26 protein-coding genes are annotated in these 24,090 nt (G+C 58.7%); 20 read left to right on the forward strand and 6 right to left on the reverse strand.

Annotated elements, in window-relative coordinates; genetic code table 11:
* Positions 1-609, reverse strand: a complete 609-nt coding sequence (gene wrbA, locus EDC23_RS07345) for an NAD(P)H:quinone oxidoreductase (protein ID WP_134082826.1) — start codon at positions 607-609, stop codon at positions 1-3.
* Positions 606-956: an arsenate reductase (glutaredoxin) gene (gene arsC, locus EDC23_RS07350; protein ID WP_134082829.1), complete on the reverse strand. Its 351-nt coding sequence runs from the start codon at positions 954-956 to the stop codon at positions 606-608. Before arsC ends, wrbA begins: the two co-directional genes overlap by 4 nt.
* A 201-nt stretch (positions 957-1,157) precedes the next feature.
* On the opposite strand from arsC, the gene EDC23_RS07355 reads away from it, so the two are divergent.
* The 6 genes from EDC23_RS07355 to yccX all read left to right on the forward strand — a co-directional run bounded on the left by EDC23_RS07355 (position 1,158) and on the right by yccX (position 5,291).
* Entirely contained in the window at positions 1,158-1,385 is a 228-nt protein-coding gene (locus tag EDC23_RS07355) for a DUF4398 domain-containing protein (protein WP_166668801.1), read from the forward strand.
* 172 nt (positions 1,386-1,557) lie between these two features.
* Complete coding sequence (locus EDC23_RS07360) at positions 1,558-2,019, forward strand: LysM peptidoglycan-binding domain-containing protein (RefSeq protein WP_134082835.1); 462 nt, start codon at positions 1,558-1,560, stop codon at positions 2,017-2,019.
* A 338-nt stretch (positions 2,020-2,357) separates the two neighbouring features.
* Complete coding sequence (locus tag EDC23_RS07365; RefSeq protein WP_134082838.1) at positions 2,358-2,888, forward strand: thioredoxin family protein; 531 nt, start codon at positions 2,358-2,360, stop codon at positions 2,886-2,888.
* A 9-nt stretch (positions 2,889-2,897) separates the two neighbouring features.
* Complete coding sequence (locus EDC23_RS07370; protein ID WP_134082841.1) at positions 2,898-4,268, forward strand: TolC family protein; 1,371 nt, start codon at positions 2,898-2,900, stop codon at positions 4,266-4,268.
* Complete coding sequence (locus EDC23_RS07375; protein WP_166668802.1) at positions 4,252-5,025, forward strand: efflux RND transporter periplasmic adaptor subunit; 774 nt, start codon at positions 4,252-4,254, stop codon at positions 5,023-5,025. Before EDC23_RS07370 ends, EDC23_RS07375 begins: the two co-directional genes overlap by 17 nt.
* On the forward strand, positions 5,022-5,291 hold the full coding sequence (gene yccX / locus EDC23_RS07380; protein ID WP_134082847.1) for an acylphosphatase: 270 nt from the start codon (positions 5,022-5,024) through the stop codon (positions 5,289-5,291). Before EDC23_RS07375 ends, yccX begins: the two co-directional genes overlap by 4 nt.
* 297 nt (positions 5,292-5,588) lie before the next feature.
* Here the strand turns inward: yccX and EDC23_RS07385 are convergent, their stop codons facing one another.
* From EDC23_RS07385 to EDC23_RS07400, 4 genes are all read right to left on the reverse strand, one after another.
* On the reverse strand, positions 5,589-6,176 hold the full coding sequence (locus tag EDC23_RS07385) for a lytic transglycosylase domain-containing protein (protein ID WP_134082850.1): 588 nt from the start codon (positions 6,174-6,176) through the stop codon (positions 5,589-5,591).
* A gap of 43 nt (positions 6,177-6,219) precedes the next feature.
* Positions 6,220-7,932 carry a proline--tRNA ligase gene (locus EDC23_RS07390; RefSeq protein WP_134082853.1) on the reverse strand — a complete coding sequence of 571 codons (1,713 nt, stop codon included), beginning with the start codon at positions 7,930-7,932 and terminating at the stop codon, positions 6,220-6,222.
* Between the two features lie 286 nt (positions 7,933-8,218).
* Positions 8,219-8,563: a phenylpyruvate tautomerase MIF-related protein gene (locus tag EDC23_RS07395; protein ID WP_134082856.1), complete on the reverse strand. Its 345-nt coding sequence runs from the start codon at positions 8,561-8,563 to the stop codon at positions 8,219-8,221.
* 26 nt (positions 8,564-8,589) lie between these two features.
* Complete coding sequence (locus EDC23_RS07400; protein WP_134082859.1) at positions 8,590-9,054, reverse strand: DUF4124 domain-containing protein; 465 nt, start codon at positions 9,052-9,054, stop codon at positions 8,590-8,592.
* A 255-nt stretch (positions 9,055-9,309) separates the two neighbouring features.
* On the opposite strand from EDC23_RS07400, the gene EDC23_RS07405 reads away from it, so the two are divergent.
* The 14 genes from EDC23_RS07405 to EDC23_RS07465 all read left to right on the forward strand — a co-directional run bounded on the left by EDC23_RS07405 (position 9,310) and on the right by EDC23_RS07465 (position 24,061).
* Positions 9,310-11,028, forward strand: coding sequence for an acetolactate synthase 3 large subunit (locus EDC23_RS07405; RefSeq protein WP_134082862.1), 1,719 nt, complete (start codon positions 9,310-9,312; stop codon positions 11,026-11,028).
* Complete coding sequence (gene ilvN / locus EDC23_RS07410; RefSeq protein ID WP_134082865.1) at positions 11,028-11,522, forward strand: acetolactate synthase small subunit; 495 nt, start codon at positions 11,028-11,030, stop codon at positions 11,520-11,522. The genes EDC23_RS07405 and ilvN overlap by 1 nt, the downstream gene beginning before the upstream one ends.
* A 37-nt stretch (positions 11,523-11,559) precedes the next feature.
* Positions 11,560-12,576, forward strand: coding sequence for a ketol-acid reductoisomerase (gene ilvC / locus EDC23_RS07415; RefSeq protein WP_134082868.1), 1,017 nt, complete (start codon positions 11,560-11,562; stop codon positions 12,574-12,576).
* A 190-nt stretch (positions 12,577-12,766) separates the two neighbouring features.
* Positions 12,767-13,561, forward strand: a complete 795-nt coding sequence (gene pssA, locus EDC23_RS07420; RefSeq protein ID WP_134082871.1) for a CDP-diacylglycerol--serine O-phosphatidyltransferase — start codon at positions 12,767-12,769, stop codon at positions 13,559-13,561.
* Positions 13,562-13,601: 40 nt separating this feature from the next.
* On the forward strand, positions 13,602-13,724 hold the full coding sequence (locus tag EDC23_RS14320; RefSeq protein WP_279585919.1) for a hypothetical protein: 123 nt from the start codon (positions 13,602-13,604) through the stop codon (positions 13,722-13,724).
* Between the two features lie 124 nt (positions 13,725-13,848).
* Positions 13,849-15,399 carry a 2-isopropylmalate synthase gene (locus EDC23_RS07425; protein ID WP_134082875.1) on the forward strand — a complete coding sequence of 517 codons (1,551 nt, stop codon included), beginning with the start codon at positions 13,849-13,851 and terminating at the stop codon, positions 15,397-15,399.
* A 201-nt stretch (positions 15,400-15,600) separates the two neighbouring features.
* Entirely contained in the window at positions 15,601-16,317 is a 717-nt protein-coding gene (locus tag EDC23_RS07430) for a uracil-DNA glycosylase (protein ID WP_134082878.1), read from the forward strand.
* A gap of 12 nt (positions 16,318-16,329) precedes the next feature.
* Positions 16,330-16,800 (forward strand): ribosomal protein S18-alanine N-acetyltransferase, encoded by a 471-nt coding sequence (gene rimI, locus EDC23_RS07435; RefSeq protein WP_134082881.1) that lies wholly within the window; start codon positions 16,330-16,332, stop codon positions 16,798-16,800.
* A gap of 31 nt (positions 16,801-16,831) precedes the next feature.
* Complete coding sequence (locus EDC23_RS07440; RefSeq protein ID WP_134082884.1) at positions 16,832-17,620, forward strand: inositol monophosphatase family protein; 789 nt, start codon at positions 16,832-16,834, stop codon at positions 17,618-17,620.
* A 303-nt stretch (positions 17,621-17,923) separates the two neighbouring features.
* Positions 17,924-18,529: a DUF502 domain-containing protein gene (locus EDC23_RS07445; RefSeq protein ID WP_134082887.1), complete on the forward strand. Its 606-nt coding sequence runs from the start codon at positions 17,924-17,926 to the stop codon at positions 18,527-18,529.
* A gap of 130 nt (positions 18,530-18,659) precedes the next feature.
* Positions 18,660-20,243, forward strand: coding sequence for a peptide chain release factor 3 (locus tag EDC23_RS07450; RefSeq protein WP_134082890.1), 1,584 nt, complete (start codon positions 18,660-18,662; stop codon positions 20,241-20,243).
* Between the two features lie 61 nt (positions 20,244-20,304).
* Positions 20,305-22,473 carry an AMP-binding protein gene (locus EDC23_RS07455; protein WP_134082893.1) on the forward strand — a complete coding sequence of 723 codons (2,169 nt, stop codon included), beginning with the start codon at positions 20,305-20,307 and terminating at the stop codon, positions 22,471-22,473.
* 58 nt (positions 22,474-22,531) lie between these two features.
* A complete protein-coding gene (locus tag EDC23_RS07460; RefSeq protein ID WP_134082896.1) occupies positions 22,532-23,803 on the forward strand; it encodes an MFS transporter in 1,272 nt (423 codons plus the stop codon).
* A 42-nt stretch (positions 23,804-23,845) separates the two neighbouring features.
* On the forward strand, positions 23,846-24,061 hold the full coding sequence (locus EDC23_RS07465; protein ID WP_134082899.1) for a DUF2970 domain-containing protein: 216 nt from the start codon (positions 23,846-23,848) through the stop codon (positions 24,059-24,061).
* The last annotated feature ends 29 nt before the right edge of the window (positions 24,062-24,090 follow it).

Genomic DNA, 24,090 nt, shown 5'->3' on the forward strand with positions numbered 1-24,090 from the left:
TTACGCCTTGATCAGGCCGGCGTCCAGCTGTGCCCGGGTAACCTGCGCCAGGCGCGTGCCGAGCGCCCGGGCCAGTTGTTTCTCCTCCTCGCTGAGCGGCAGATCGCTCTCGGCCCCGGCCAGGTGGCTGGCGCCGTAGGGGGTGCCGCCGCTGCGGGTGGTGTGCAGGGCGGTTTCGCTGTAGGGCAGGCCCACCAGCAGCATGCCGTGATGCAGTAGCGGCAGCATCATCGAGGTGAGGGTGGTTTCCTGGCCGCCGTGCAGCGAGGCGCTGGAAGTGAACACCGCGGCCGGCTTGCCGACCAGCGCGCCCTGTAGCCATAAGGGGCTGGTGCTGTCCAGATAGTATTTCAACGCCGCGGCCATGTTGCCAAAGCGAGTCGGGCTGCCCAGCGCCAGGCCGGCGCACTCCTGAAGATCTTCCAGGCGGGCATAGGGGGCGCCGCTGTTCGGGACCGGCGGATCCACCGCCTCGGAGGTGGTGGAGACCGGTGCCACACTGCGCAGCCGGGCCTGCATGTTGGCGTGTTCGATACCCCTGGCGATCTGGCGGGCCAGTTCGGCGGTGGCGCCGTGACGGCTGTAATAGAGCACCAGAATTTCGCTCATTCGAGGATCTCCAGCACGTTTTTCGGTGGCCGACCGATGGCGGCCTTGCCGTTGGCCAGCAGGATGGGCCGCTCGATCAGTTTGGGGTGACGGAGCATGGCATCGATCAGCGCGTCACGCCCAAGGGATTGATCATCAAGGTTATTTTCCCTGTATTCGGGTTCCTTGCGGCGCATCAGATCGCGTGGTTCCAGTCCCAGCAGGTCGAGAATCCGTTCCAGCGTGGCTCGCTCCGGGGGCGTTTGGAGGTATTCCACGACCTCGGGCTGGTGGCCGTGTTGTTGAAGCAACTCCAGGGTTTGCCGGGATTTGGAACAGCGGGGATTATGATAGAGCGTGAGCGACATGCGTCCCTGACCTTGTATAAAAATGTTTGCTGGCTATTCTACCGGCTGTTGTCTTGACAGCCTATAGGGGCGGGGATACATTCGATAGACTTTATGTTTACCCGACCCCGTTAAATGCGTATAACCTCTTTGTCCCTGTTTCTCGGCTGGTACGTTGTCCTGCTCCTTGCTGGCTGTGCCGTCTCCGCGCCTGTTCAGGAAATGAGCAACGCCCGTCAGACCATCCAGGCGGCCAAGGAGGTCGGCGCCGGGGAACATGCGCCTGAACTGTTGTCGATTGCGGAAAAATTACTGGACCGGGCCGCACGTAAACTGGAGCAGGGCGATTACCCGGTGGCCCGGGATTTTGCACTCGAGGCACAGGAGCAGGCAATGCTGGCCCGGCAAACCGCGCTGGACAAAAGCGGAAACAGGCCTCAAAACGACTGATCTTTGCTTGCTATATGGGGTCAGATCACTAAACTTGGAGGTAGTGAAGCACCTTGTCACGAGCTTTAAAAGTTGCTGCCTTGACAGTCATTTACAGCGAATGCTAGGTTGCAATATACTGGATATATTGCCCTTATTTAATATGAATTCAAATCAAATGGAGTCCATAACAATGAAAATAGTCAACTCGCTGAAAATCGCAGGACTGCTGATCACTGCGGTCAGTTTTTCTGTCGGTTGCGCGGGCACTACCGAGGAAGAAGCGCAGGAACCGGCTCCCACTGAAACTGCCTATGAGCCGGAAGAAACCACTTCTGGGGATACCTCTGGTACGCTCGGTCCGGATGTTAATGGTTCCGACATGTCAGACTATACGGTGGTCCGTGGCGACAACCTGTGGGATATTTCCGGCAAGTCGGAAATCTATGGCAATCCTTACCAGTGGCCGCTGATCTACAAACAGAACAGTGATCAGATCGACGATGCGGATCTGATTCACCCCGGTCAGGTACTGGAAATCGACAATGACCCGTCCAGCTCGGATGTGGATGCCGCCGTGCGGCATGCCAAGACCCGCGGTGAATGGTCGCTGGGTGAAGTCGAGGATTCCGACAGTGATTACCTGGCACGCTAAGCCAGATTCCGGATCCATTTCCGTAACTGCAAAAGGGCCCTTCGGGGCCCTTTTTGTTTGTTCGGCCTTCCTTAAGTTCACTCTGTTTCGTCCCCCTTTGCCCTTTCCCTTGCCCCGAAGCCGTTATCCGTCCGCGTCCGCAGTCCCGGCCGTTTTGGTATACGAATATTAAAGCTCGTGTGGGAGAGACGACTATCCGCTTTACGAAACCCGGGAACGGGTTTAAAACCCCGGGAAACGCGATAGAATAGCCGGCGGATTGTCCTGCCGGGCGCAAAGGGAATTTTTGTGCCTGTCGCGGGTCATAAGTTGTGGAATTTCAGAGAAGTGGTGTAATCATGCGTAAACTGATGGGTTATTTTTCCGTTTTATTACTCTTGCTGACCTCCGTGACGCTTTCGGCGGACACCCGGGATCCCTACGAGCATTTCTTCAACGAAACCTGGGGAGATTTCCAGCAAGAGCTGAACAATGCCCGGGAGCAGGGTAAGAAAGGCATTCTGATATTCTTCGAGATGGATGAATGCCCCTTCTGTCATTACATGAAGGAAAATGTCCTTAACCGCCCAGAGGTCCAGGAATATTATCGTAAGCACTTTCTGAACTTCCCGGTTGATATCGAAGGGGATGTCGAAATCACCAATATGCAGGGCGAACAGAAAAAACAGAAGGATTTCGCCTTCCGCGAGCATCGGGTACGGGCGACTCCGGTTTTCGCCTTCTTTAACCTGGAGGGGGAACGGGTTCACCGGCATACCGGCAAAACCTCGGGTATCGAGGAGTTTATGTGGATGGGGGAATACGTCGCCGAGGGGATCTACAAGGACACGTCCTTCACCCGCTACAAACGTGACAAACGCAAAGAATAATCGCACGACATGCTATCAAATACCGTTTTTCGCCAGATCGGCTGGCTGGCCCTGCTGTTGTTTTGCGGGCTGACGGTTGGTTATGCCCAGGAGCAGGCCGATGAAAAACCGGCAGCGCTGCCCGAACCCCTGACGCTGGAAAAGGCGCTGGAGCTGGCGGATGAACCTCATCCCGAGCTGCAAATTGCCGAAGCACGAATCAGCGCGGCGGAAGCGGAGCTGCAAGGGGCGCGGGCCGGCGATGATACGGCGATCTATGTGGATGGGGCGCTGGCCTATGTGGAGCCCCCTGATTATGCCCTGAATCAGGATCATGATGATCATCGCCTGACCCTGAACCTCGACAAGACGCTGTACGATTTCGGCCGCACCCGTTCGGCCAGTGAAGCGGCGGCCCGACAACTGGACAGCAGTAAATTATTGCGCATCAACACCCGCCAGCAACGGCGGCTGGAAATCATGCAACGGTTTTTCGACGTGGTACTCGCCGACCTGCAGTACTATCGTTACAACGAAGAAATGGCCGTGGAGTTCGTGGAGCTGGATAAAATGCGCGATCGTTACGAGCTTAAACAGATTTCTGATCTGGCGCTGCTTGAGCAGGAAGCTGTTTACCAGCGTGCCCGGCATCGGCGTTCGCAAAGCCAGAACCGTCAGCGCGAAACCCGCGCCCGGCTGGCACAGGCCCTCAACCGCCCCGGCCAACTGCCCCGTAATGTCGTGCCGCCCGACTTGCCAGCTATCGAGCAGGAGTTGCCGGAGGTGGAATCACTGCAGACGCTGGCTTTGAAAGAAAATCCGGTGGTCCAGTCTTTGCGCGAGCGTGTAGAGGCCGACCGTGCGCGGGTGGCCGAAGCCCGGGCCGGTGATAACCCGAGCGTCCAGGGCACGTTGCAGGCAGGGGCCTATTCCCGTGAGCGCAACAGCTACGACGATTTTCGTGCTGAATTGCAATTGACGGTCCCCCTGTATGACGGTAGCCGGACCGATGCCGGCGTGGCCCGGGAAAAGGCCCGGTTGTTCGAGACCCAATCACGCCTGAGCCTTGCCGAGCGCGATGTACGCCAGCAGGTGCTGGAATTGTGGTTGCAACTGGATTCGCTCAAAGCCAAGCGGGAACAACGAGAAACCGAAAAACGCTATCGTGAACTCTATCTGGATCGCAGCCGGGCACTCTATGAACTCGAGGTCGAAGCCGATCTGGGTGATTCCATGGTGCTTTACACCGAAGCGGAGCGAAATGCCGCGGAAACCGATTACGAAACAGCGCTGGCCTGGGCGCGTCTGAATGCCTTGCTCGGCCGGCTGGATCTGGATGAAGCCTTTGTTCCGCCGAAGAATTTATTGCAGAAGGACGAAACGGATGCACAATCAGAGTAATTCAATCGCGGCGCCCGGCTGGGCGGTGTTGCTGTTGTTGATCAGTGGTCAACTGATGGCGGCCGATTACGAGGCGCAACTTGAATGGGAGCGGCGTGTTGAACTGGGCACGCCGGTACAGGGCGTGATCACCGAGGTCAGGGCGCAGACCGGCCAGCGGGTCGGGGCCGGAGATATTCTGGTGCAACTGGATGAGCGCGGCTTCAAAGCGGACGTTGGCAAGGCGCACACGCGATTACAGAGCCTGGAAGCGGTGCGCGAGGAAGCCCGGCGCGAGCGGGATCGGGCCGAGGAGTTGTATGATCGCACGGTACTGTCGGACCATGAACTGCAGATTGCGTCAAACGAAGCCAAACAGGCGGAAGCCGACTATGCCGCGGCGCGTGCCGCGCTGGTTCATGCCCGTTTGAACCTTGAGTACAGCGCGGTGCGCGCGCCGTTCGATGCGCTGGTTATCGATGTCCCGGCTGCACAGGGACAGACCGTGATCAATGATTTGCAGCCGGTCACCCTGGTTACCGTGGCCGATGCCAACTCCATGGTTGCCCGTGCCGAGTTGACCGAGGAACAGATCGATCCCCTCGAGGTGGGCCAGACGGTAACAGTGAAGGTGAATGACAAGCGCCACGAGGGCAAACTCAAGAGCATCGGCCTGGAACCGGCTAAAGGCAGTGATCGCTATACTGTCGCTGTCAGCTTTGCGATGGAGGGAGAGCGTTACCGGGTCGGACAAACCGCCACCATCGAATTGCCATGAATCTGTGCCGCCAATGTCGGGTCCGGGGCCGGGTGCAGGGTGTCTTCTTTCGTGACAGCACCCGCCACGAAGCACAACGCCTGGGCCTGACCGGTTACGCCCGCAACCTCTCCGACGGCTCGGTCGAAGTCCTCGCCTGCGGCTCCGACGCCAGGGTCCGCCAGCTCTGCGACTGGCTCCGGGAAGGCCCGCCCATGGCCGAGGTTGAACAGGTCGACTGCCAGACCGCCGACACCCCGCCGCCTTCGCACTTCACTACCGAATAATAAAATACCGTAAACAAATCTCTTTTCTGGCGCTCTGGGAAGTAACGCAGAGGACGCAAAGGCGCGGAGAACGCAAAGAAAGAATATTTCTTTAGATTGTTTACATTGATGAAATGCGGGGGATTCTTCGAGGCGGCCTGGATTTTTCCCTGATTAAACAACACAAACAACGCAGTCCTGGATATATACCCTCTACCCCAATAATAATTTTTCCTCTGCGATCTTTGCGCCTTTGCGTCCTCCGCGTTTCTTCCACTGGATGCAAAAAGTGGCAAAGATTTTGCTCTGCCACACGGTCTAATACCGCCGCCAACGGTTGTCGAGGGCGGTGTAGATCTTGGTGGTGTAGCGGTGGCTGCCGTAGCTGCCGTTGTAGCGGGCCAGGGCGGGGGTGAGGTTGCCGTTTTCCTTGTCCAGGTAGTACTTGAGGATGGTGCAGCCCATGCGCAGGTTGGTCTGGATGTCGAACAGGTTGTCGCCGGGCTGGCCGATTTCGTCGAGCCAGAAGGGCATGACCTGCATCAGACCCATGGCACCGGCGCTGGAGATGGCAAAGCGATCGAAGTTGCTTTCCACCTCGATGACCGCCAGCACCAGTTCGGGCCAGAGATCGGCCCGCCTGGCCTCGAAATGGATCTGCCTGAGCAGGTTGAGACGCTTGCGGGTATCGGGCATGCGTGACTTGAGGCGTTGAGACATGTCGACCAGCCAGACTTCCGCGTCGAACCGATCCTCGAAACTGTCGTTATCGTTGATGGCCTGCTGTAGCAACTGGCGCAGTTCAGGATCGGCATGGCCGCTGTCCGCTGCCAGCGACGGGCCGGCAAGCAGAGTGGCAACCAGCAACAGGGCGCTCGTCCGGGTAATCGACACAGCACGTAGCATCCACGACCTCATATTGAACCTTGTATGGGATCGTTATAGCACATTAGTTATTTGTTTGAAGTTGCTGTTCAAGCTGGTCGACGATCTGATCGACGGGAATTTCCCGCGCTTCGGTTTCCCGGCGGCCCTTGTACTCCACCACGCCCTTGTCGAGGCTCTTTTCGCCGATCACGATACGATGCGGAATCCCGATCAGTTCCATGTCGGCGAACATCACGCCGGGGCGCTCCTTGCGATCATCCACCAGCACATCGATACCGGCTTGCTGTAACTCGCGGTAAAGCTGATCCACCGTGTCGCGCAAGCGCTGTGACTTGTGCATGTTCATCGGCAGGATGACCACCTGCCACGGTGCGATGGCGTCGGGCCAGATGATGCCGCGCTCATCGTGATTCTGTTCGATGGCCGCGGCGACCACGCGGGAGACGCCGATGCCGTAGCAGCCCATGGTCATCACCACCGACTGGCCGTTTTCATCCAGCACGGTCGCTTTCATGGCCTCGCTGTATTTGGTCCCCAGCTGGAAGATGTGTCCGACCTCGATACCGCGCTTGATGGAGAGGGTGCCTTTGCCGTCGGGCGCGGGATCGCCCTCCACGACGTTACGGATGTCGACCGTCTGCGGCTGCGGCAGATCACGGCCCCAGTTGACCCCGGTCAGGTGTTTGCCGGGAAGGTTGGCGCCGCAGACAAAATCGGCGATCAGGGCGCTGTGATCCACATGCAGCGGCACATTCAGACCCACCGGACCGATAGAGCCGACCTCGCAATTGCAGGCCTGCTTCACTTCCGCGTCGCTGGCGAAACGCAGCGGCGGGGCTATGGTGTCGAGCTTCTCGACCTTGAGCAGGTTCAGCTCATGATCGCCGCGTAGCACCAGCGCGTGGGTCTGCTCTTCGGCATCGACCACCAGCAGGGTCTTCAGACACTGGGTGGCGGGAACCTTGAGAAACGCCGCCAGCTGTTCGATGGTGTGCTGGTCGGGCGTATCCACGGTCTGCATTGCCGCGCCGGCGGGGGGCAGGCTGTCACTGCCCGGCAGCGCAGGCGCCAGCTCCACGTTGGCGGCGTAGTCGCTGTCGCTGCTGAAGGCGATGGCATCCTCGCCCGAGTCGGCCAGCACATGGAATTCGTGCGACAGTTTGCCGCCGATGGAACCGGTGTCGGCCTGGACCGGGCGGTAGTCGAGTCCCAGCCGCGAAAAGATGCGGCAATAGGTCTCGTGCATCCGGTGATAGGTTTCATCCAGCGAGGCGTCGTCCAGATGGAAGGAGTAGGCATCTTTCATCAGAAACTCGCGGGCCCGCATCACCCCGAAACGGGGGCGGATCTCGTCGCGAAACTTGGTCTGGATCTGGTAGAGGTTGGTGGGCAGCTGTTTGTAGCTGCGGATCTCACGGCGGATCAGATCGGTGATCACCTCTTCATGGGTGGGACCAAAACAGAATTCCCGGCTGTGGCGATCGGTCAGGCGCAGCAGCTCTGGCCCGTACTGCTCCCAGCGCCCCGACTCCTGCCACAGCTCGGCCGGTTGCACGGCCGGCATCAGCACTTCCTGGGCGTCGGCGCGATCCATCTCCTCGCGAATGATCTGCTCCACCTTGCGCAACACCCGCAGCCCCATCGGCAGCCAGGTATACAGCCCGGCGGCGAGCTTGCGAATCATCCCGGCGCGCAGCATCAGCTGATGGCTGAGCACTTCGGCGTCAGCCGGGGTTTCCTTGAGGGTGGAGAGCAACAACTGGGAGGTTCTCATAGATTTTCGCTTTGTTATGTCATTGAGTTAAGTGGCCATTTTATCCCAAATTTTCTGACAGGGACGAGGGCCGAGGGACGAGTTACGAGGGAAAACAGCACAAAATCTCACCACCAAGACACAAAGACACCAAGAATACGTTGTTTATTGGTTTTGCGAGCCCTGGCTGGAACCATGCCAAGCCGTAGCCAGGCTTCTATTCTTCCAAGGTAGAGAGACCTGAGTTTGCATCTCCCCATTCACTTGGTGCCTTCGTGTCTTGGTGGTTAAGATTTTTTTTGGAAGTCTAGAATGTAGAGTTGTTCCAGCCCCACATGGCGCGCGGCGCGTCGGCGAATTCGATGTAAACCCGCTCGGGATCGATCCCCAGTTGTTCCTGGACCAGATCGCAAAGGGCCGTTGAGAGGGCGGGGGTTTTGTCCTGCGGCAGGCCGATGCTCTTGAGCTCCAGGTAGGCCAGCGGATCGGTGCTGCCGGCGAAGGACATGGGTATCGGGGGTTCCAGCGCCACCATCACATAGCGCTCGGGTTTGCCCAGCTGGTCGGCCACCAGTTTTGAGGCCGCGCTGATCAACTGTTCGGCGGCGGCTGGTTCGACGGATTGATTACTCTGTATTTTGAGCAGGGGCATACTGAAACTCCGTGATGCGGTGCGGGTCAGTCGCAGAAATCCTGAATAGCCTGTTTGGCTTCCTCGATCTTCTGCTGGCGTTCGTTTTCGTCAACCCGTTCGACCACGCCCTCGTCGTTGCGCACCCGACGGTAGACGGTGTATATCTCGAGGTTTTTCTTGGCCGCCTCGCAGTTTTTCTCGCGGATTTTTTCGGCCTGTTGCTCCTCCTGGGCGGCAATGTCATTCTGCTCTTCGTCCTGTTGCGGGTCCGGCGTCGGTGGTGCCGAAGCGCCGTTACTGCTGGACGGCGAGCTGCTGCCGGCTTTGGCGCCGGAGGTGATACCCTCAAGAATCTCGTAGGGGGTATCGGGGTTTTCGGGCGGTTTCTGGGAGTAGACCGTGTTGCCCGACTCATCCTGGTACTTGTAGGTCGCGGCCAGGGCAAATGGGCTCGCTAACGCGAGGATCAGGAACAGGCCGAGTATCTGGCTGACTATTTTCATGGCCATATTGTGCACCGCTTGCGATTGCGTTGTTGTTAAGCCTATCACAGGAGTGGTTTTCCAACCTAGCGGCCCCGGGGGCGCGCCTTTGGCCGGTAACCACCGCCGGGGACGGGGAAATTGCCGGCATCGGGCAGGTTTCTGCCGCAACTCCGTGTATTTATACTGATTTACTGATTATAATGGGCGTTTCTGCCCGCTGCGACGGGTATTTTTTCGTGCTGACGCCAAATTGCTGGAAAGTACCGGGGAGTATATAACGTGAAACTCAGTGGAGCCGAAATCGTAGTCCAGTTCCTGAAGGACGAGGGCGTTGAATACGTCTTCGGCTATCCGGGTGGTGCGGTTCTGCATATCTATGACGCCCTGTTCAATCAGGATAAGGTCAAACATATTCTGGTGCGCCACGAGCAGGGCGCGACCCATGCCGCCGACGGTTATGCCCGCGCTACCGGCAAACCGGGCGTGGTGCTGGTGACTTCCGGGCCGGGGGCCACCAACGCGGTGACCGGGATCGCGACCGCCTACATGGACTCCATTCCGATGGTGATCATCACCGGCCAGGTGGCCACCCAGTTCATCGGCAGCGACGCCTTTCAGGAAGTGGATGCGGTCGGGATTACCCGTCCCTGCGTGAAACATAATTTCCTGGTGAAACATGCCGAGGACCTGGGCGACACCCTGCGCAAGGCCTTTCATGTGGCGACCACCGGGCGCCCGGGACCGGTGGTGGTGGATATTCCCAAGGATACGACCGATCCGAATATCAAGATCGACTACGCCTATCCCGGTGAAATCGAGATGCGCTCCTATCAACCGGTGGTCAAGGCGCACCCCGGCGAGATCAGTCGCGCGATGGAGCTGATCCTGTCAGCCCGGCGACCGATGATTTACACCGGCGGCGGGGTGGTACTGAGCAACGCCGATGCCGAGCTGATCGAGTTTACCCGCAAGCTGGGTTACCCCATCACCCAGACCCTGATGGGCCTGGGCGCCTATCCGGCCAGCGATAAACAGCATCTGGGCATGCTGGGTATGCACGGCACCTACGAGGCCAACATGGCCATGCACGAATGTGACGTGCTGATCGCCATCGGTGCCCGTTTTGATGACCGGGTCACCGGTGACGTCAAACAGTTCTGCCCGGATGCCAGGATCATTCACATCGATATCGATCCCTCGTCCATCTCCAAGAACGTGCGGGTGGACGTGCCCATCGTCGGCGATATCAAACATGTGCTGACGGATATGAACAAGGCGATCAAGGCATCGAAGAAAAAACCGGATGCCAAATTGCTGGATCAGTGGTGGCAGCAGATCGATGCCTGGCGGAGCAAAAACTGCCTGCGTTACGATCGCAACAGCGCACTGATTAAGCCGCAGTTCGTAATCGAAAAGCTGCACGAGGTGACCGGGGGTGACGCCTATGTCACTTCCGATGTGGGCCAGCACCAGATGTTCGCCGCGCAGTTCTATCCGTTTGACAAACCACGGCGCTGGATCAACTCCGGCGGTCTGGGCACCATGGGCTTCGGCCTGCCGGCGGCACTGGGTGTGCAGCTGGCCTATCCCGATTCGCAGGTAGCCTGCGTCACCGGTGAAGCCAGTATCCAGATGTGTATGCAGGAGCTGTCCACGGCGCTGCAATACATGCTGCCGGTCAAGGTCGTGAATCTGAACAACCGTTACATGGGCATGGTGCGCCAGTGGCAGGAGTTCTTCTATGACAGCCGTTATTCGCACTCCTACCTGGATGCGCTGCCCGATTTCGTCAAACTGGCGGAAAGCTACGGCCATGTGGGCATGCGCATCGAGCAGCCGGGCGACGTGGAAGGCGCGCTCAAGGAAGCCTTTGCCATGAAGGACCGGCTGGTGTTCATGGATTTCATCACCGATCAGACCGAAAACGTCTATCCGATGATTGCCGCCGGCAAGGGACATCACGAGATGCACCTGTCACCGGAAAGAGAGCTGGCCTGATGCGACACATTATCTCACTGCTGATGGAAAACGAAGCCGGGGCCCTGTCCCGGGTGGCGGGGCTGTTCTCGGCACGCGGTTACAACATCGAATCACTGACCGTGGCGCCGACCGAGGATGCTTCCCTGTCGCGTATGACCATCGTCACCAGCGGCTCGGACGAGATCATCGAGCAGATCTTCAAACAGCTCAACAAGCTGGTCGACGTGGTCACCCTGGCGGATATCTCAGAGGGTAACCATATCGAACGGGAGCTGATGATGGTCAAGGTCTCGACGCCTTCCGACAAGGAACGCGCCGAGCTCAAACGCATGACCGACATTTTTCGGGGCCGGATTCTGGATGTGACCGATGAAACCTACATCATCGAGCTGACCGGTAACGGCTCCAAACTGGACGCTTTTCTCGGCGCCATCGACGCACAGCTGATTATCGAAACGGTTCGTTCCGGTGCCACGGGTGTCGCACGCGGCAACCGGGCGCTACGTATTTAATTTTCAATAAATAAAACTGGATTGGCAGGTATTACGTATGAATATCTATTACGACAAAGATTGTGATCTCTCTATTATCAAAGGCAAGAAAGTGGCTATCATCGGTTATGGCTCCCAGGGCCATGCCCATGCCAACAACCTGAAGGACTCCGGCGTTGATGTTACCGTCGGCCTGCGTGAAAGTTCCGCTTCCGCCAAAAAGGCGCAAGAGGCAGGCCTGAGCGTCAAGAATGTCCCCGATGCCGTAGCCGGTGCCGATGTGATCATGGTGCTGACCCCGGATGAGTACCAGGCGCGGATTTACCAAAACGATATCGAGCCGAACCTGAAAAAAGGTGCCACCCTGGCCTTTGCTCACGGCTTCAGTATTCATTACAACCAGGTGGTGCCGCGTGACGATCTGGACGTGATCATGATTGCCCCGAAAGCACCGGGTCATACTGTGCGCAGCGAATTCGTGCGCGGTGGCGGGATCCCCGATCTGGTTGCGATATTTCAGGACGCCTCAGGCAAGGCTAAAGAGACCGCCATGTCCTATGCCTCGGCGATTGGTGGCGGCCGTACCGGCATCATCGAAACCAGTTTCAAGGACGAGACGGAAACCGATCTGTTCGGCGAGCAGGCCGTGCTCTGCGGTGGCGCGGTGGAGCTGGTCAAGGCCGGGTTTGAAACCCTGGTGGAAGCCGGGTATGCCCCGGAGATGGCCTACTTCGAGTGCCTGCACGAGCTGAAGCTGATCGTGGATCTGATGTACGAAGGCGGCATCGCCAACATGAATTACTCCATCTCCAACAACGCGGAGTACGGCGAGTACGTTACCGGCGCCAAGATCATCAACGAGGAGAGCCGCTGGGCGATGAAAGAAGCTCTGCAGAACATCCAGACCGGCGAGTATGCCAAGAAGTTTATCCTCGAAGGCATGACCAACTATCCGGAGATGACCGCTATGCGCCGGCTCAACGCGGAACACCCGATCGAACAGGTCGGCGAGAAGCTGCGTGGCATGATGCCCTGGATCAAGGCCAATGCCCTGGTGGACAAGAGCAAAAACTGAGGCTGTCACGCCACGCTACCCGGACATTCAATATTGAATGTCCGGGCGATTCAGCAAGGCCGGTTCGCGTAACCGGCCTTGCTATTTTGGCCTGCGCAAAACGCGACAGTGAATCCGGGCAAAGCCCGCTTCACAGCATCGCGAATTACGTTATGATGGCAATCTCACTTTTAGCTGTGTACACGCGAGCATGACCCGAAAAAACACCCCGGACTCACATCGGCGCGGTATCTACCTGCTGCCCAATCTGTTTACCACGGCGGCGCTGTTCTCCGGGTTTTACGCGATCGTGGCCGCCATGCACGGCCGCTTCGAGCCGGCGGCGATTGCCATTTTCGTGGCCATGTTGCTGGATGGTGTCGACGGCCGGGTGGCGCGCATGACCAACACCCAGAGCGACTTCGGCGCCGAGTATGACAGCCTGTCTGACCTGGTCTCCTTCGGTCTGGCCCCGGCGCTGGTGATCTATGAATGGGCCCTGTCGGATCTGGGCAAGCTGGGCTGGCTGGCCGCTTTCATCTATACGGCCACCGCCGCGCTGCGCCTGGCCCGTTTCAACACCCAGGTGGAACATGCCGACAAGCGTTACTTTCAGGGGCTGGCCAGTCCCTCCGCGGCGGCGATTATCGCCGGCGGGGTGTGGGTGGGGGAGAGCTATAACGTCTTTCCTGGGCGGTTCGATTACCTGGTCTGGGCGCTGACGGTGCTGGTCGGGCTGTTAATGGTCAGTAATGTGCGTTATTACAGTTTCAAGACCTTCAACCTGCGCAACCGGGTTCCGTTTGTGGCCATTCTGGTGATTGTCCTGATCCTGGTGCTGGTTTCAGCCAATCCGCCGGTGGTGCTGTTCACGGTCTTCTGCGGTTATGCCCTCTCCGGGCCGGTACTGACCCTGGTGCAACTGCGCCGGCGGCGGGCCGAACGGGATCAGGCCCATCGGCACGCTCACGGCGAAGAGGATGAACAGGACTTGGAAAATCCCTGATCAGGCGTTATAGTTATTTGTAATGACTGAGCGAAATACCATGACATTGACGGAACCGACTTCCCGCGACATCGCTGTCACTGCCCCGGCGGTGCAGGGGCTGCCCCTGTTCGCCCGGTTTACCTCCCTCGATTCTCTCCTGAATCTACGACTGCTGCCCTGAGGGGCAAATAACAGCAGACGACGCGCCGGGCTGGGCGCCAGCATCCTAACAGCCCAACAAGCAATGCAGAGATTTTCAGGTTTACGGCCAGGCCGTGCCATAATGGGTTAGCAGGAGAGAGACCATGAATGACGACAGATTAATCATATTCGACACCACCTTGCGCGACGGCGAGCAGAGTCCGGGCGCCTCCATGACCAAGGAGGAGAAGATCCGTATCGCCCGCGCGCTGGAACGCATGCACGTGGATGTGATCGAGGCCGGTTTTCCCGTTGCCAGTACCGGCGACTTTGATGCGGTACGGGCGGTGGCCCGCAGCATCAAGGACAGCACCGTCTGCGGTCTGTCCCGCGCGCTGGAGAAGGATATCGATCGTGCCGGCGAGGCATTAAAAGAGGCGAACAGCGCGCGTATCCACACCTTCATCGCCACCTCGCCCATTCACATGAAGATGAAACTGCGCATGGAGCCGGACCAGGTGGTCGAACAGGCGGTACGTGCGGTCAAACGGGCGCGCCAGTATACCGATAATATCGAATTCTCTGCCGAGGACGCGGGGCGGTCCGAGCTGGACTTTTTGTGCCGCATTGTCGAGCAGGTGATCGACGCCGGCGCCACCACCATCAATATTCCCGATACCGTCGGCTATAACGTGCCGCAGCAGTTCGGCGAGACGATTCGCAACCTGATCGAACGGGTGCCCAACTCGGACAAGGCCGTGTTCTCCGTGCACTGTCATAACGATCTGGGCCTGGCCGTGGCCAACTCTCTCTCCGCGGTGTTGAACGGCGCCCGCCAGGTCGAATGCACCATCAATGGTCTGGGCGAGCGGGCCGGTAACGCCTCGCTGGAAGAGGTCGTGATGACGGTCAAGACCCGCAAGGATATCTTCAGCTGTAATGTCGATCATCTGGATACCCGCGAGATCGTGCCGACCTCGAAACTGGTCGCCGGTATCACGGGCTTTGCGGTGCAGCCCAACAAGGCGATCGTCGGCGCCAACGCCTTTGCCCATGAATCGGGCATCCATCAGGATGGCGTGCTCAAAAGTCGCGAGACCTACGAGATCATGAGCGCCGAGGATGTCGGCTGGTCGGCCAACCGCATGGTGCTGGGCAAGCACTCCGGACGTAACGCGTTTCGCTCGCGGCTCAAGGAGCTGGGCGTGGAATTTGCCTCGGAAGACGAAGTGAACGACGCCTTCGCCCGCTTCAAGGATCTGGCCGACAAAAAGCACGAGATCTTCGACGAGGATCTGCAGGCACTGGTGACCGAAACCGGCATCTCCGCCGAGAACGAACATATCGACCTGGTCGCCATGCGGGTCTGCTCCGAAACCGGCGAGACCCCGCATGCCGACGTGACTCTCAATGTGGACGGTCACGAACAGCAGGCCGAAGCCGACGGCGGCGGGCCGGTGGACGCGGCCTTTCGGGCGATTGAGAAGGTCATCAACAGCGGCGCCGAGCTGCTGCTCTACTCGGTAAACAACATCACCAGCGGCACCGACGCCCAGGGTGAGGTCACCGTGCGCATGGAAAAAGACGGACGGATCGTCAACGGCCAGGGGGCCGATACCGACATCGTCATCGCCTCGGCCAAGGCTTACATCAACGCCCTGAACAAGATCGTCTCGCCGGTGGAGCGGGAACACCCGCAGGCCGCCGACGTTTAGTCGGCGGCCAGGGACGAGTGACGAGGGACGAGGGACGAGGAAAGGCGTTAACCACCAAGACGCCAAGACACCAAGAATGCACAATTATTTTCTTCGTACCTTGGTCTCTTGGTGCCTTGGTGGTGATTTTTTGTGCGCTTTGCCTCGTTACTCGTCCCTCGTACCTCGTCCCTTTTCTTTCGGAAGTGGTAAACTCTGACCATGTCTCCGGTTTCTGAACAACAACGCCGTTATCTGGATGCGATGGGCATCGATGTCTGGGTGCGGCGGGATCAGGCGCTGCCGGCCGAGGTGGCGCCGTTGCCCGAGTCGGCCCCGGAACCGGCGTCGGCGGAGGGGCGGCCCGATGTCAGTGAGCTGGACTGGTCCGCGCTGCGCCAGCAGGTGGCGGGCTGTCAGTTGTGCGAGTTGCACACGAGCCGGACCCGGACGGTGTTCGGGGTGGGCGACGAGCAGGCCCGCTGGCTGATCATCGGCGAGGCGCCCGGGGTCGATGAGGATCGCCAGGGCGAGCCCTTCGTCGGCCGGGCCGGCATGCTGCTTAACGCCATGCTGCAGGCGGTCGGTCTCGCCCGCGAGCAGGTCTATATCGCTAACATTCTCAAATGCCGTCCGCCCAACAACCGGGATCCCCGCCCGGAAGAGGCGGCGGCCTGTTTTCCCTATCTGCGCCGCCAGATTGAGCTGATCCAGCCCGATCTCATTATCGCCCTGGGCCGGGTCGCCGCCCAGCGACTGCTGGATTGCACCACCAGTCTGGCCCGGCTGCGCGGCACGGTACACCGCCTCGAAGCCACCGGCACCCCGGTGGTGGTGACTTATCATCCCGCCTATCTGTTGCGTACCCCGGCGGACAAACGCAAGGCATGGGAGGATCTGTTGTTTGCCCAGTCACTGACCCGCGACGACCAGGCGTAAGCGGAGACGAGCATGAGCGCGGTATTCAAACAGGCTGATGACGGAATACGCCCCATGGGGATCGCCGATCTGGATGCGATTATGGCGATCGAAAAGTCGATCTATGACTTTCCCTGGACCCGCGGGATCTTCCGCGATTGCCTGAACGTGGGCTACAGCTGTCGGGTGTTGCAAGTCGAAGGGGAGGTCCAGGCCTATGCCATTCTCTCGGTGGCTGCCGGCGAGGCGCATATCCTGACTCTCTGCGTCAATCCGGATGCGCACCGCTGCGGTTACGGTCAGCTGATGCTTGCTGATCTGCTGCAACTGGCCCGTGAGCGGCACGCCGGCTCTGTCTATCTTGAAGTCCGCCCTTCCAACCAGGCGGCTATTCGGCTGTATGAGAAAACCGGGTTTCAGGAGATCGGCATCCGACCCGATTACTATCCCGCTGCGTTCGGCCGCGAGGATGCGATGGTGATGGCGTTGACCTTCGACCACTGAACACTTTCCTATTAACAATCCGGTTACGCTTATGAATCTCGGTACGCTGACATCGCTTGTTCGCACCGCCGCGCGGGAGGAATTACTGCCGCGTTTTACCAACGTCAAGTGTGGTATCAAGGCCGACGGCAGTTTTCTGACCGAGGCGGATCTGGCGGTGCAAAACCGCATCGCGGAAGAACTGAAAAACCATTGCCCGGAGACATTGTTTCTTGGCGAGGAGATGGCCGCGGAAGAACAGCAGGCCCTGCTGCAAAGCGGCAAGCCGATCTGGATTCTGGATCCGCTGGATGGCACCAGCAACTACGCCTCGGGTATTCCTGTTTATTCCGTATCGCTGGCGTTGATCGAGCAGGGCGAACTCAAAATGGGGATAGTCTACGATCCGGAACGTGATGAATGCTTCAGTGCGGTAAAGGGGGAGGGCGCCTGGCTCAACGATGAACGACTCGGTCCCATCGATACAGGCCTGACATTGAAACAGTGTACCGGCCTTGTCGACTTCAAACGCCTGGCACCGGCGCTGGCCACCCGGCTGGCGACCGAGATTCCCTACTCCTCGCAGCGCAGCTTCGGCTCGGTGGCGCTGGACTGGTGCTGGATCGCCATCGGACGCAGCCATGTCTATTTACACGGTAAGCAGAACCTGTGGGACTATGCGGCGGGCCACCTGATCCTGGCCGAGGCGGGTGGCTGGTCCTGCACCCTGGACGGCGACGACGTATTCAACAACAGTTTGACGCCACGCTCCGCCGTCGCGGCGCTGGATAGAAGATTGTTCAAAGCGTGGGTAGAGTGGCTGGGTATCGACAGAAAATAAACCGGTCCCCGTTTTCCCTCTTCCTTGATGAATATGGGGCTTGTTGGGTCTCAACCGTTCTGAGACCTTCTCGCGGTTTGTGAGTGACGATTTCATTGGCGATTGTCGCCGAAGCCTCTTGTTTATCAAGTTGTACTACCTTCATATAGTCTGATTATATGTGAGTCTATTTGATATTGCGGCTGGGTAGACGTCCTGAAGATGACGCTTCCCGACGCGCCGGGCCGAGGCTGCCCATGCGCCGGGCGGCTGCTATAGTGGCAGCTGGTTTATGTGGATTATCCGGGTTTGCGGGAGAGCACCATGTCTTATCTATGGAAGAACGTTTTAAAAGGGCTGGCCACGGTATTGCCGGTCGCGCTAACCCTGTATCTGATTTACTGGTTGGGGCTGACTATCGAAAAAGGGCTGCATCCGGTGATCACCTCGGTTGTGCCGGAGGAGTATTATCTGCCCGGAATGGGGCTGGTGGCCGGCGGGGTGGTGTTGTTTTTCCTGGGCCTAGCGGTCAATGCCTGGGTGATCCAGCGCCTGATCTGGCTGGTGGAGAAGTTGCTGGAGCGGATTCCGCTGGTCAAATCGATTTACGGTTCGCTACACGATTTCATGGACTATTTTGCCGCGGGCAAGAGCCGGGGCGGGCTCAAGCAGGTGGTGCTGGTGTCGATCGGCGAGGCGAAGCTGCTGGGTTTTTTGACCCGCGAGGGAATCGAGGATATCCCCGGTCTGAACGCCGAAGGCGATGACGATATTGTCGCCATCTACCTGCCGCTCAGTTACCAGATTGGGGGGTATACCCTTTACCTGCCTCGTTCCAAAGTGGAGCCGGTCCCCTTGTCGATGGAAGATGCCATGCGCCGGGTGCTCACCGCCGAGTTGTCCAAGTCGGGCGCCTCGGCCAAACCGTGAGCTGACAGACGTCTCGCAAGCGTGCCGTTTGTCGGCACGGCGTCGCTGTAATGCCATTTCCAAGCGGCGATACTCTGCCCAATCCGGCCACTTTTTTGTACAATATCGGTCCTTTTGACCCTGGATAGTTATGAGCCGTTATCTCGACGAAACCCATCGCCGGCGTACCTTTGCGATTATCTCCCATCCCGACGCCGGGAAAACCACCGTCACCGAAAAGCTGTTGTTGTATGGCCGTGCCATCCAGCAGGCGGGGACGGTCAAGGGACGCAAGTCGGATCGCCACGCCACCTCCGACTGGATGGCGCTGGAGAAACAGCGCGGCATCTCGGTTACCTCGGCCGTCATGCAGTTTCCTTACAAGGAACGCATTATCAATCTGCTGGATACGCCGGGCCATGAGGATTTCTCCGAGGACACCTATCGTGTACTGACCGCGGTGGATTCGGCACTGATGGTGATCGACAGTGCCAAGGGGGTCGAGGAGCGGACCATCAAGCTGATGGACGTGTGCCGCCTGCGCGATACGCCGATTCTGACCTTTATCAACAAGCTGGACCGTGAAGGCCGCGAACCCATCGAACTGATGGACGAAGTCGAAAAGGTGCTGGGTATTGAATGTGCGCCCATTACCTGGCCTATCGGCATGGGCAAGGGTTTCAAGGGGGTGTATCACCTCTATAACCAGAGTATTCATCTGTTCAGTGCCACCCATGGCGGCAAGATCCAGAGCGGCGAAGTGATTCAGGGACTGGATAACCCGCGCCTGGAAGAAGTACTGGGCAGCAGTGCCGCCGATGAGTTGCGCGAGGAGATCGAACTGGTACGTGGCGCCAGCCATGAATTCAATATCGATGCTTTTCTGGCCGGCAAGCTGAGCCCGGTCTTCTTCGGCTCGGCGATCAACAACTTCGGCATCGAAGAGCTGCTGGACTATTTTGTCGAGATCGCACCGCCGCCCCAGTCGCACGAAACCCGTCAACGGATTGTCGAGCCCGAGGAAGAGAAGTTCACCGGCTTCGTGTTCAAGATCCAGGCGAACATGGATCCCCAGCACCGCGATCGGGTGGCCTTTCTGCGGGTCTGCTCGGGTACCTACGAAAAAGGCATGAAGGCCCGTCAGGTACGCATCGGCAAGGATGTGAAGCTGGCCAATGCCATCACCTTCATGGCCAGCGAGCGCGAACATGTGGAAACCGCCTATCCCGGCGATATCATCGGCCTGCATAATCACGGCACCATTCAGATCGGTGATACCTTCACCCAGGGTGAGGAGCTCAAGTTTACCGGCATCCCCAATTTTGCCCCGGAGCTGTTCCGCCGGGTTCGCCTGCGCGATCCCATGAAGAACAAGGCCCTGCAAAAAGGGCTGGACCAGCTCAGCGAAGAAGGTGCCTCGCAGGTCTTTCGCCCGCTCAATAACAACGACATCATCGTCGGCGCGGTAGGGATACTGCAGTTTGACGTGGTCGCGTTTCGCCTCAAGGAAGAATACAACGTGGAGTGCAGCTTCGAGGCGGTCAACGTGAATACCGCCCGCTGGGTTACCGCCGAGGATGAGAAAAAACTCGCCGAGTTTCGCAAAAAGGCGTCCGACAACCTGGCACTGGATGCCGCCGGCAGTCTCACCTATCTGGCTCCGACGCGGGTCAATCTGGATCTGACGATCGAGCGCTGGCCTGATATCGCATTTCACGCCACCCGCGAGCATTAGCCCGGCCCGGGCGGGGTAAAAGCCCTTTACAAACCGGGCGGTGACCCGGTATCAATAGCGGATGCGAACCTTACTCAAGATCGTTTTTCGCGCCCTGCTCAGGCTGTTGTATCGGGTTGAGGTGCAGGGACTGGAAAACCTGCAGCAGGCCGGTCCGCGCACCCTGCTGATCGCCAACCATACCTCCTTTCTCGACGGCCTGCTGTTGACGGTGTTCCTGCCGCGCGATTTCAGCTTCGCGATCCATACCCGCATCGTTAATCAATGGTTCATGCGCCCGTTTAAACCGCTGGTGACGCTGTTTGTGATGGACCCGACCAGGCCGTTCTCGCTCAAATCGCTGATTCGCTATATGCAGGACAACAACAGCGTGGTGTTCTTTCCCGAAGGCCGGATCACGGTGACCGGGGCGTTGATGAAGATCTATCACGGCCCGGGGCTGGTGGCGGACAAGGTCGATGCCGATGTATTGCCGGTGCGCATCAACGGAGCCCAGTATTCGCCGTTCTCCCGCCTACGCAAACGGATCCGGGTGCGCTGGTTTCCGCGCATTACCCTGACCGTTCTGCCGCCGCGCAAGATCAAGGCGCCGGCCGAGGTGCGGGGTCGCGCGCGACGGATCTACGCCGGGGAGCAGCTGACCGACATCATGACCGAGATGATGTTCGCCACCAGCCATTACCGTTGCACGATTTTCGAAGCCTTGCTGGATGCGCAGCGGATTCACGGCGGCCGGCACAAGATTGCCGAGGACTTCGAGCGGATACCGATTAACTATCGCCAGCTGATCCGGCGCAGTTTTATTCTGGCCGATGCCCTTGCTGTCCAAACCCGGCGTACAGAGAACGTCGGCATTCTGCTGCCCAATACCACCGCGACGCTGATTACTTTGTTTGCATTGCAGATCTATCAGCGGGTGCCGGCATTGCTCAATTATTCCGATGGCGTAGAAAATCTGCTCGAGGTCTGTCGCATCGGGCGCATCGACACGATCTACACCTCGCGCCGGTTTGCCGATTATGTCCGCCTGCATGAATTGCTGAATGAACTGGGCCGGGAAGTGAGGGTGATTTACCTCGAAGAGGTGGTCAGTGGCCTTCGCTGGCGGCATAAACTGCGCGGCCTGTTCGCGGCCTGTTTTCCACGACTGGGGTATCGTGGTCGCGCCGGTGAGGCCGCGCCGGATGATCCCGCGGTGCTGCTGTTTACCCCAGGCTCCGAGGCGGCGCCCAAGGGCGTGGTCCTGTCGCACGCCAATCTGCTGGCCAACTGCTCGCAGCTGGTCAGCCGCACCGACTTCAGCTCGCGGGACGTGGTACTCAATACCATGCCCATGTTCCATGCTTTCGGCCTGACCTGCGGCACGATATTGCCGGTGATATCCGGGGTGCGGGTCTTTTTCTATCCCAACCCGCTGCACTATCGCATCGTTCCCGAGATCGCCTACGACATCAACGCCACCATATTATTTGGTACCGACACGTTTCTGGCCGGCTATGCCCGCTTCGCTCATCCGTATGATTTTTACAGCATTCGCTATGTGTTTGCCGGGGCGGAGAAACTGCAGGTGTCGACCCGCCGGATGTGGAGCGAGCGGTTCGGGGTGCGCATTTTCGAAGGTTACGGCACCACCGAGACCGGCCCGGTGATCGCCACGAATACCGCGATGGAGAACCGTCCCGGCACGGTCGGCCGGCTGCTGCCGGGCATGGAGTACCGGCTGGTGGCTGAACCGGGCATGGAAAACGGCGAACGCCTGTGGGTGAAAGGGCCCAACGTGATGCTCGGCTATCTGCAGCCCGAACAGCCGGGCGAGATCGCGCCGCCGGCCACCCCGGCCGGGCCGGGGTGGTATGATACCGGCGATATTGTCCACATGGATGAGCGCGGCTTTTTGACCATCACTGGCCGGGCCCGGCGTTTTGCCCGGATCGACGGCGAGATGGTATCGCTGGCGCAGATGGAGACATTTGTCAGCCGTGTCTGGCCACAGGCGACCCATGCGATCATCCGTGTAAGCGATGGTGGGAGCGGTGAACAGCTGGTGCTTATGACCACGCGGCCGAAACCGCAACGCCGTGAGCTTGTGGATGCCGCGCATGAGCTGGGTATCCCCGAAGTCGGTGTGCCGCACAAGCTGATCCACCTGCCGAAGCTGCCGCAACTGGGCAGCGGCAAGATCGATTATCGGCAATTGCAACAGCAATGCGGTCACGCGCCGGAAGAATGACCGGGACCGGCAGGGCAGGGGCTTGCAAGGATAACAACAAACGTAAAACGGAACCAGTATGTGGAAACTGCTCACCGAAAAGAAAGTGCTTTCCTGGGCCCTGTATGACTGGGCTAACTCCGCTTTTGCCACGGTCATGCTGGCGGGGTTGTTTCCGATCTTTTTCAAAGAGTACCTGAGCGCGGATCAGTCAGCCACCACCAGCACCTTTCATCTGGGGGTTGCCAACTCCGCCGCCGGCATTGTCATCGTCCTGCTGGCGCCGATACTCGGCGCCATTGCCGATGCCGGCCAGGCCCGCAAGCGGCTGCTGCTTTCCTTTGCGTCCCTGGGCATGATCATGACCGTCAGCCTGTACGGGGTTGCCGAGGGCGCATGGTTGACCGCGGCTATCCTCTATGCCCTGGGCGTGATTGGCTTTATGGGCAGTCTGATCTTCTACGACGCGTTGATCGTCAAGGTCGCCCGGCCCGAACAGTATGATCTGGTTTCCGGTTATGGTTATTCCCTGGGCTATCTGGGTGGGGGATTGCTGTTTAGCCTGGATGTGCTGATGACGCTCTATCCCGCCTGGTTCGGTTTCGCCGATGCCGGCGAGGCGGTGCGTTTTTCCTTTATTACCGTGGCCATCTGGTGGGCGGTATTTACCCTGCCGCTGGTATTCAACGTGCCGGCGGACGAAGGGCTGCGTTTGCCGATGTTTAAGGCGGTACGCGGCGGTTTCCGCCAGTTACGCACTACCTTTCAGGAGATCCGCAAGTTACGGGTAGTCTCGCTGTTTCTGCTCGCCTACTGGCTCTATATCGACGGTGTCGATACGGTGGTGCGCATGGCGGTGGATTACGGTATGTCGATCGGCTTTGACAGTAATGATCTGATCATTGCCCTGTTGATTACCCAGTTTGTCGGTTTTCCCGCTGCCCTGTTGTTCGGTATGCTGGGGCAGAAAATCGGGCCAAAAGCCGGTATATTGATCGCCCTGGGGGTCTATTTTTTCGTGACCACCTGGGCCTATTTTATGGAAGAGGTGTATGAGTTCTATATGCTGGCCGTGGTGATCGGCCTGGTGCAGGGAGGCGTACAGTCACTGAGCCGATCCCTGTACGCACGCATCATCCCGCCGGAGAAGTCCGGTGAGTTTTTCGGGTTTTACAACATGATGGGCAAGTTCGCCGCAGTGATCGGGCCGGTGATGATGGGTACGGTTGCCATGTTGACCGACAGCTCGCGGCTGGGGATCCTGTCGATTACGCTGCTTTTCGCACTCGGCGGCGGGTTGTTGCTGCTGGTCAATGTCAAGGAAGGCGAGCGCATCGCAGGACAGTTATGAGACAGATGATAAATTTCAGAGTAAAACAAGGCAGGTGTTGCAGTGAATAAGGATAATAACCAGCCCCCGAGTCTATGGGATGTCGCCAAGAGCGTCATGGCGGGGTTTCTCGGCGTACAGAAAAGCAGTCATTATGAGCGGGACTTTACCCACGGCAAACCCTGGCAATACATTACTCTGGGAATTATCGGGGTAGTGATCTTTATTGCGGTGATCCTCGGCATTGTCAATCTGGTGCTGTCGCTGGCCGGAGTGTGAATCAGTACTTAGTACTTAGTACTCAGAAC

The sequence above is a fragment of the Thiohalophilus thiocyanatoxydans genome (genome assembly GCF_004366735.1).
In the GTDB taxonomy this organism is placed as follows: domain Bacteria; phylum Pseudomonadota; class Gammaproteobacteria; order UBA6429; family Thiohalophilaceae; genus Thiohalophilus; species Thiohalophilus thiocyanatoxydans.

What these genes read in the sequence shown, in the direction of transcription:
- EDC23_RS07440 (WP_134082884.1), top strand. Translation starts at nt 16,832, where the DNA reads ATGAATCTCGGTACGCTGACATCGCTTGTTCGCACCGCCGCGCGGGAG.
- EDC23_RS07370 (WP_134082841.1), top strand. Translation starts at nt 2,898, where the DNA reads ATGCTATCAAATACCGTTTTTCGCCAGATCGGCTGGCTGGCCCTGCTG.
- EDC23_RS07395 (WP_134082856.1), bottom strand. Translation starts at nt 8,563, where the DNA reads ATGCCCCTGCTCAAAATACAGAGTAATCAATCCGTCGAACCAGCCGCC.
- EDC23_RS07430 (WP_134082878.1), top strand. Translation starts at nt 15,601, where the DNA reads ATGTCTCCGGTTTCTGAACAACAACGCCGTTATCTGGATGCGATGGGC.
- EDC23_RS07445 (WP_134082887.1), top strand. Translation starts at nt 17,924, where the DNA reads ATGTCTTATCTATGGAAGAACGTTTTAAAAGGGCTGGCCACGGTATTG.
- EDC23_RS07460 (WP_134082896.1), top strand. Translation starts at nt 22,532, where the DNA reads ATGTGGAAACTGCTCACCGAAAAGAAAGTGCTTTCCTGGGCCCTGTAT.
- arsC (WP_134082829.1), bottom strand. Translation starts at nt 956, where the DNA reads ATGTCGCTCACGCTCTATCATAATCCCCGCTGTTCCAAATCCCGGCAA.
- yccX (WP_134082847.1), top strand. Translation starts at nt 5,022, where the DNA reads ATGAATCTGTGCCGCCAATGTCGGGTCCGGGGCCGGGTGCAGGGTGTC.
- EDC23_RS07355 (WP_166668801.1), top strand. Translation starts at nt 1,158, where the DNA reads ATGAGCAACGCCCGTCAGACCATCCAGGCGGCCAAGGAGGTCGGCGCC.
- EDC23_RS07455 (WP_134082893.1), top strand. Translation starts at nt 20,305, where the DNA reads ATGCGAACCTTACTCAAGATCGTTTTTCGCGCCCTGCTCAGGCTGTTG.
- EDC23_RS07425 (WP_134082875.1), top strand. Translation starts at nt 13,849, where the DNA reads ATGAATGACGACAGATTAATCATATTCGACACCACCTTGCGCGACGGC.
- EDC23_RS07360 (WP_134082835.1), top strand. Translation starts at nt 1,558, where the DNA reads ATGAAAATAGTCAACTCGCTGAAAATCGCAGGACTGCTGATCACTGCG.
- EDC23_RS07385 (WP_134082850.1), bottom strand. Translation starts at nt 6,176, where the DNA reads ATGCTACGTGCTGTGTCGATTACCCGGACGAGCGCCCTGTTGCTGGTT.
- EDC23_RS07375 (WP_166668802.1), top strand. Translation starts at nt 4,252, where the DNA reads ATGCACAATCAGAGTAATTCAATCGCGGCGCCCGGCTGGGCGGTGTTG.
- EDC23_RS07450 (WP_134082890.1), top strand. Translation starts at nt 18,660, where the DNA reads ATGAGCCGTTATCTCGACGAAACCCATCGCCGGCGTACCTTTGCGATT.
- ilvN (WP_134082865.1), top strand. Translation starts at nt 11,028, where the DNA reads ATGCGACACATTATCTCACTGCTGATGGAAAACGAAGCCGGGGCCCTG.
- EDC23_RS07365 (WP_134082838.1), top strand. Translation starts at nt 2,358, where the DNA reads ATGCGTAAACTGATGGGTTATTTTTCCGTTTTATTACTCTTGCTGACC.
- EDC23_RS07390 (WP_134082853.1), bottom strand. Translation starts at nt 7,932, where the DNA reads ATGAGAACCTCCCAGTTGTTGCTCTCCACCCTCAAGGAAACCCCGGCT.
- wrbA (WP_134082826.1), bottom strand. Translation starts at nt 609, where the DNA reads ATGAGCGAAATTCTGGTGCTCTATTACAGCCGTCACGGCGCCACCGCC.
- EDC23_RS07400 (WP_134082859.1), bottom strand. Translation starts at nt 9,054, where the DNA reads ATGGCCATGAAAATAGTCAGCCAGATACTCGGCCTGTTCCTGATCCTC.
- ilvC (WP_134082868.1), top strand. Translation starts at nt 11,560, where the DNA reads ATGAATATCTATTACGACAAAGATTGTGATCTCTCTATTATCAAAGGC.
- EDC23_RS14320 (WP_279585919.1), top strand. Translation starts at nt 13,602, where the DNA reads ATGACATTGACGGAACCGACTTCCCGCGACATCGCTGTCACTGCCCCG.
- pssA (WP_134082871.1), top strand. Translation starts at nt 12,767, where the DNA reads ATGACCCGAAAAAACACCCCGGACTCACATCGGCGCGGTATCTACCTG.
- rimI (WP_134082881.1), top strand. Translation starts at nt 16,330, where the DNA reads ATGAGCGCGGTATTCAAACAGGCTGATGACGGAATACGCCCCATGGGG.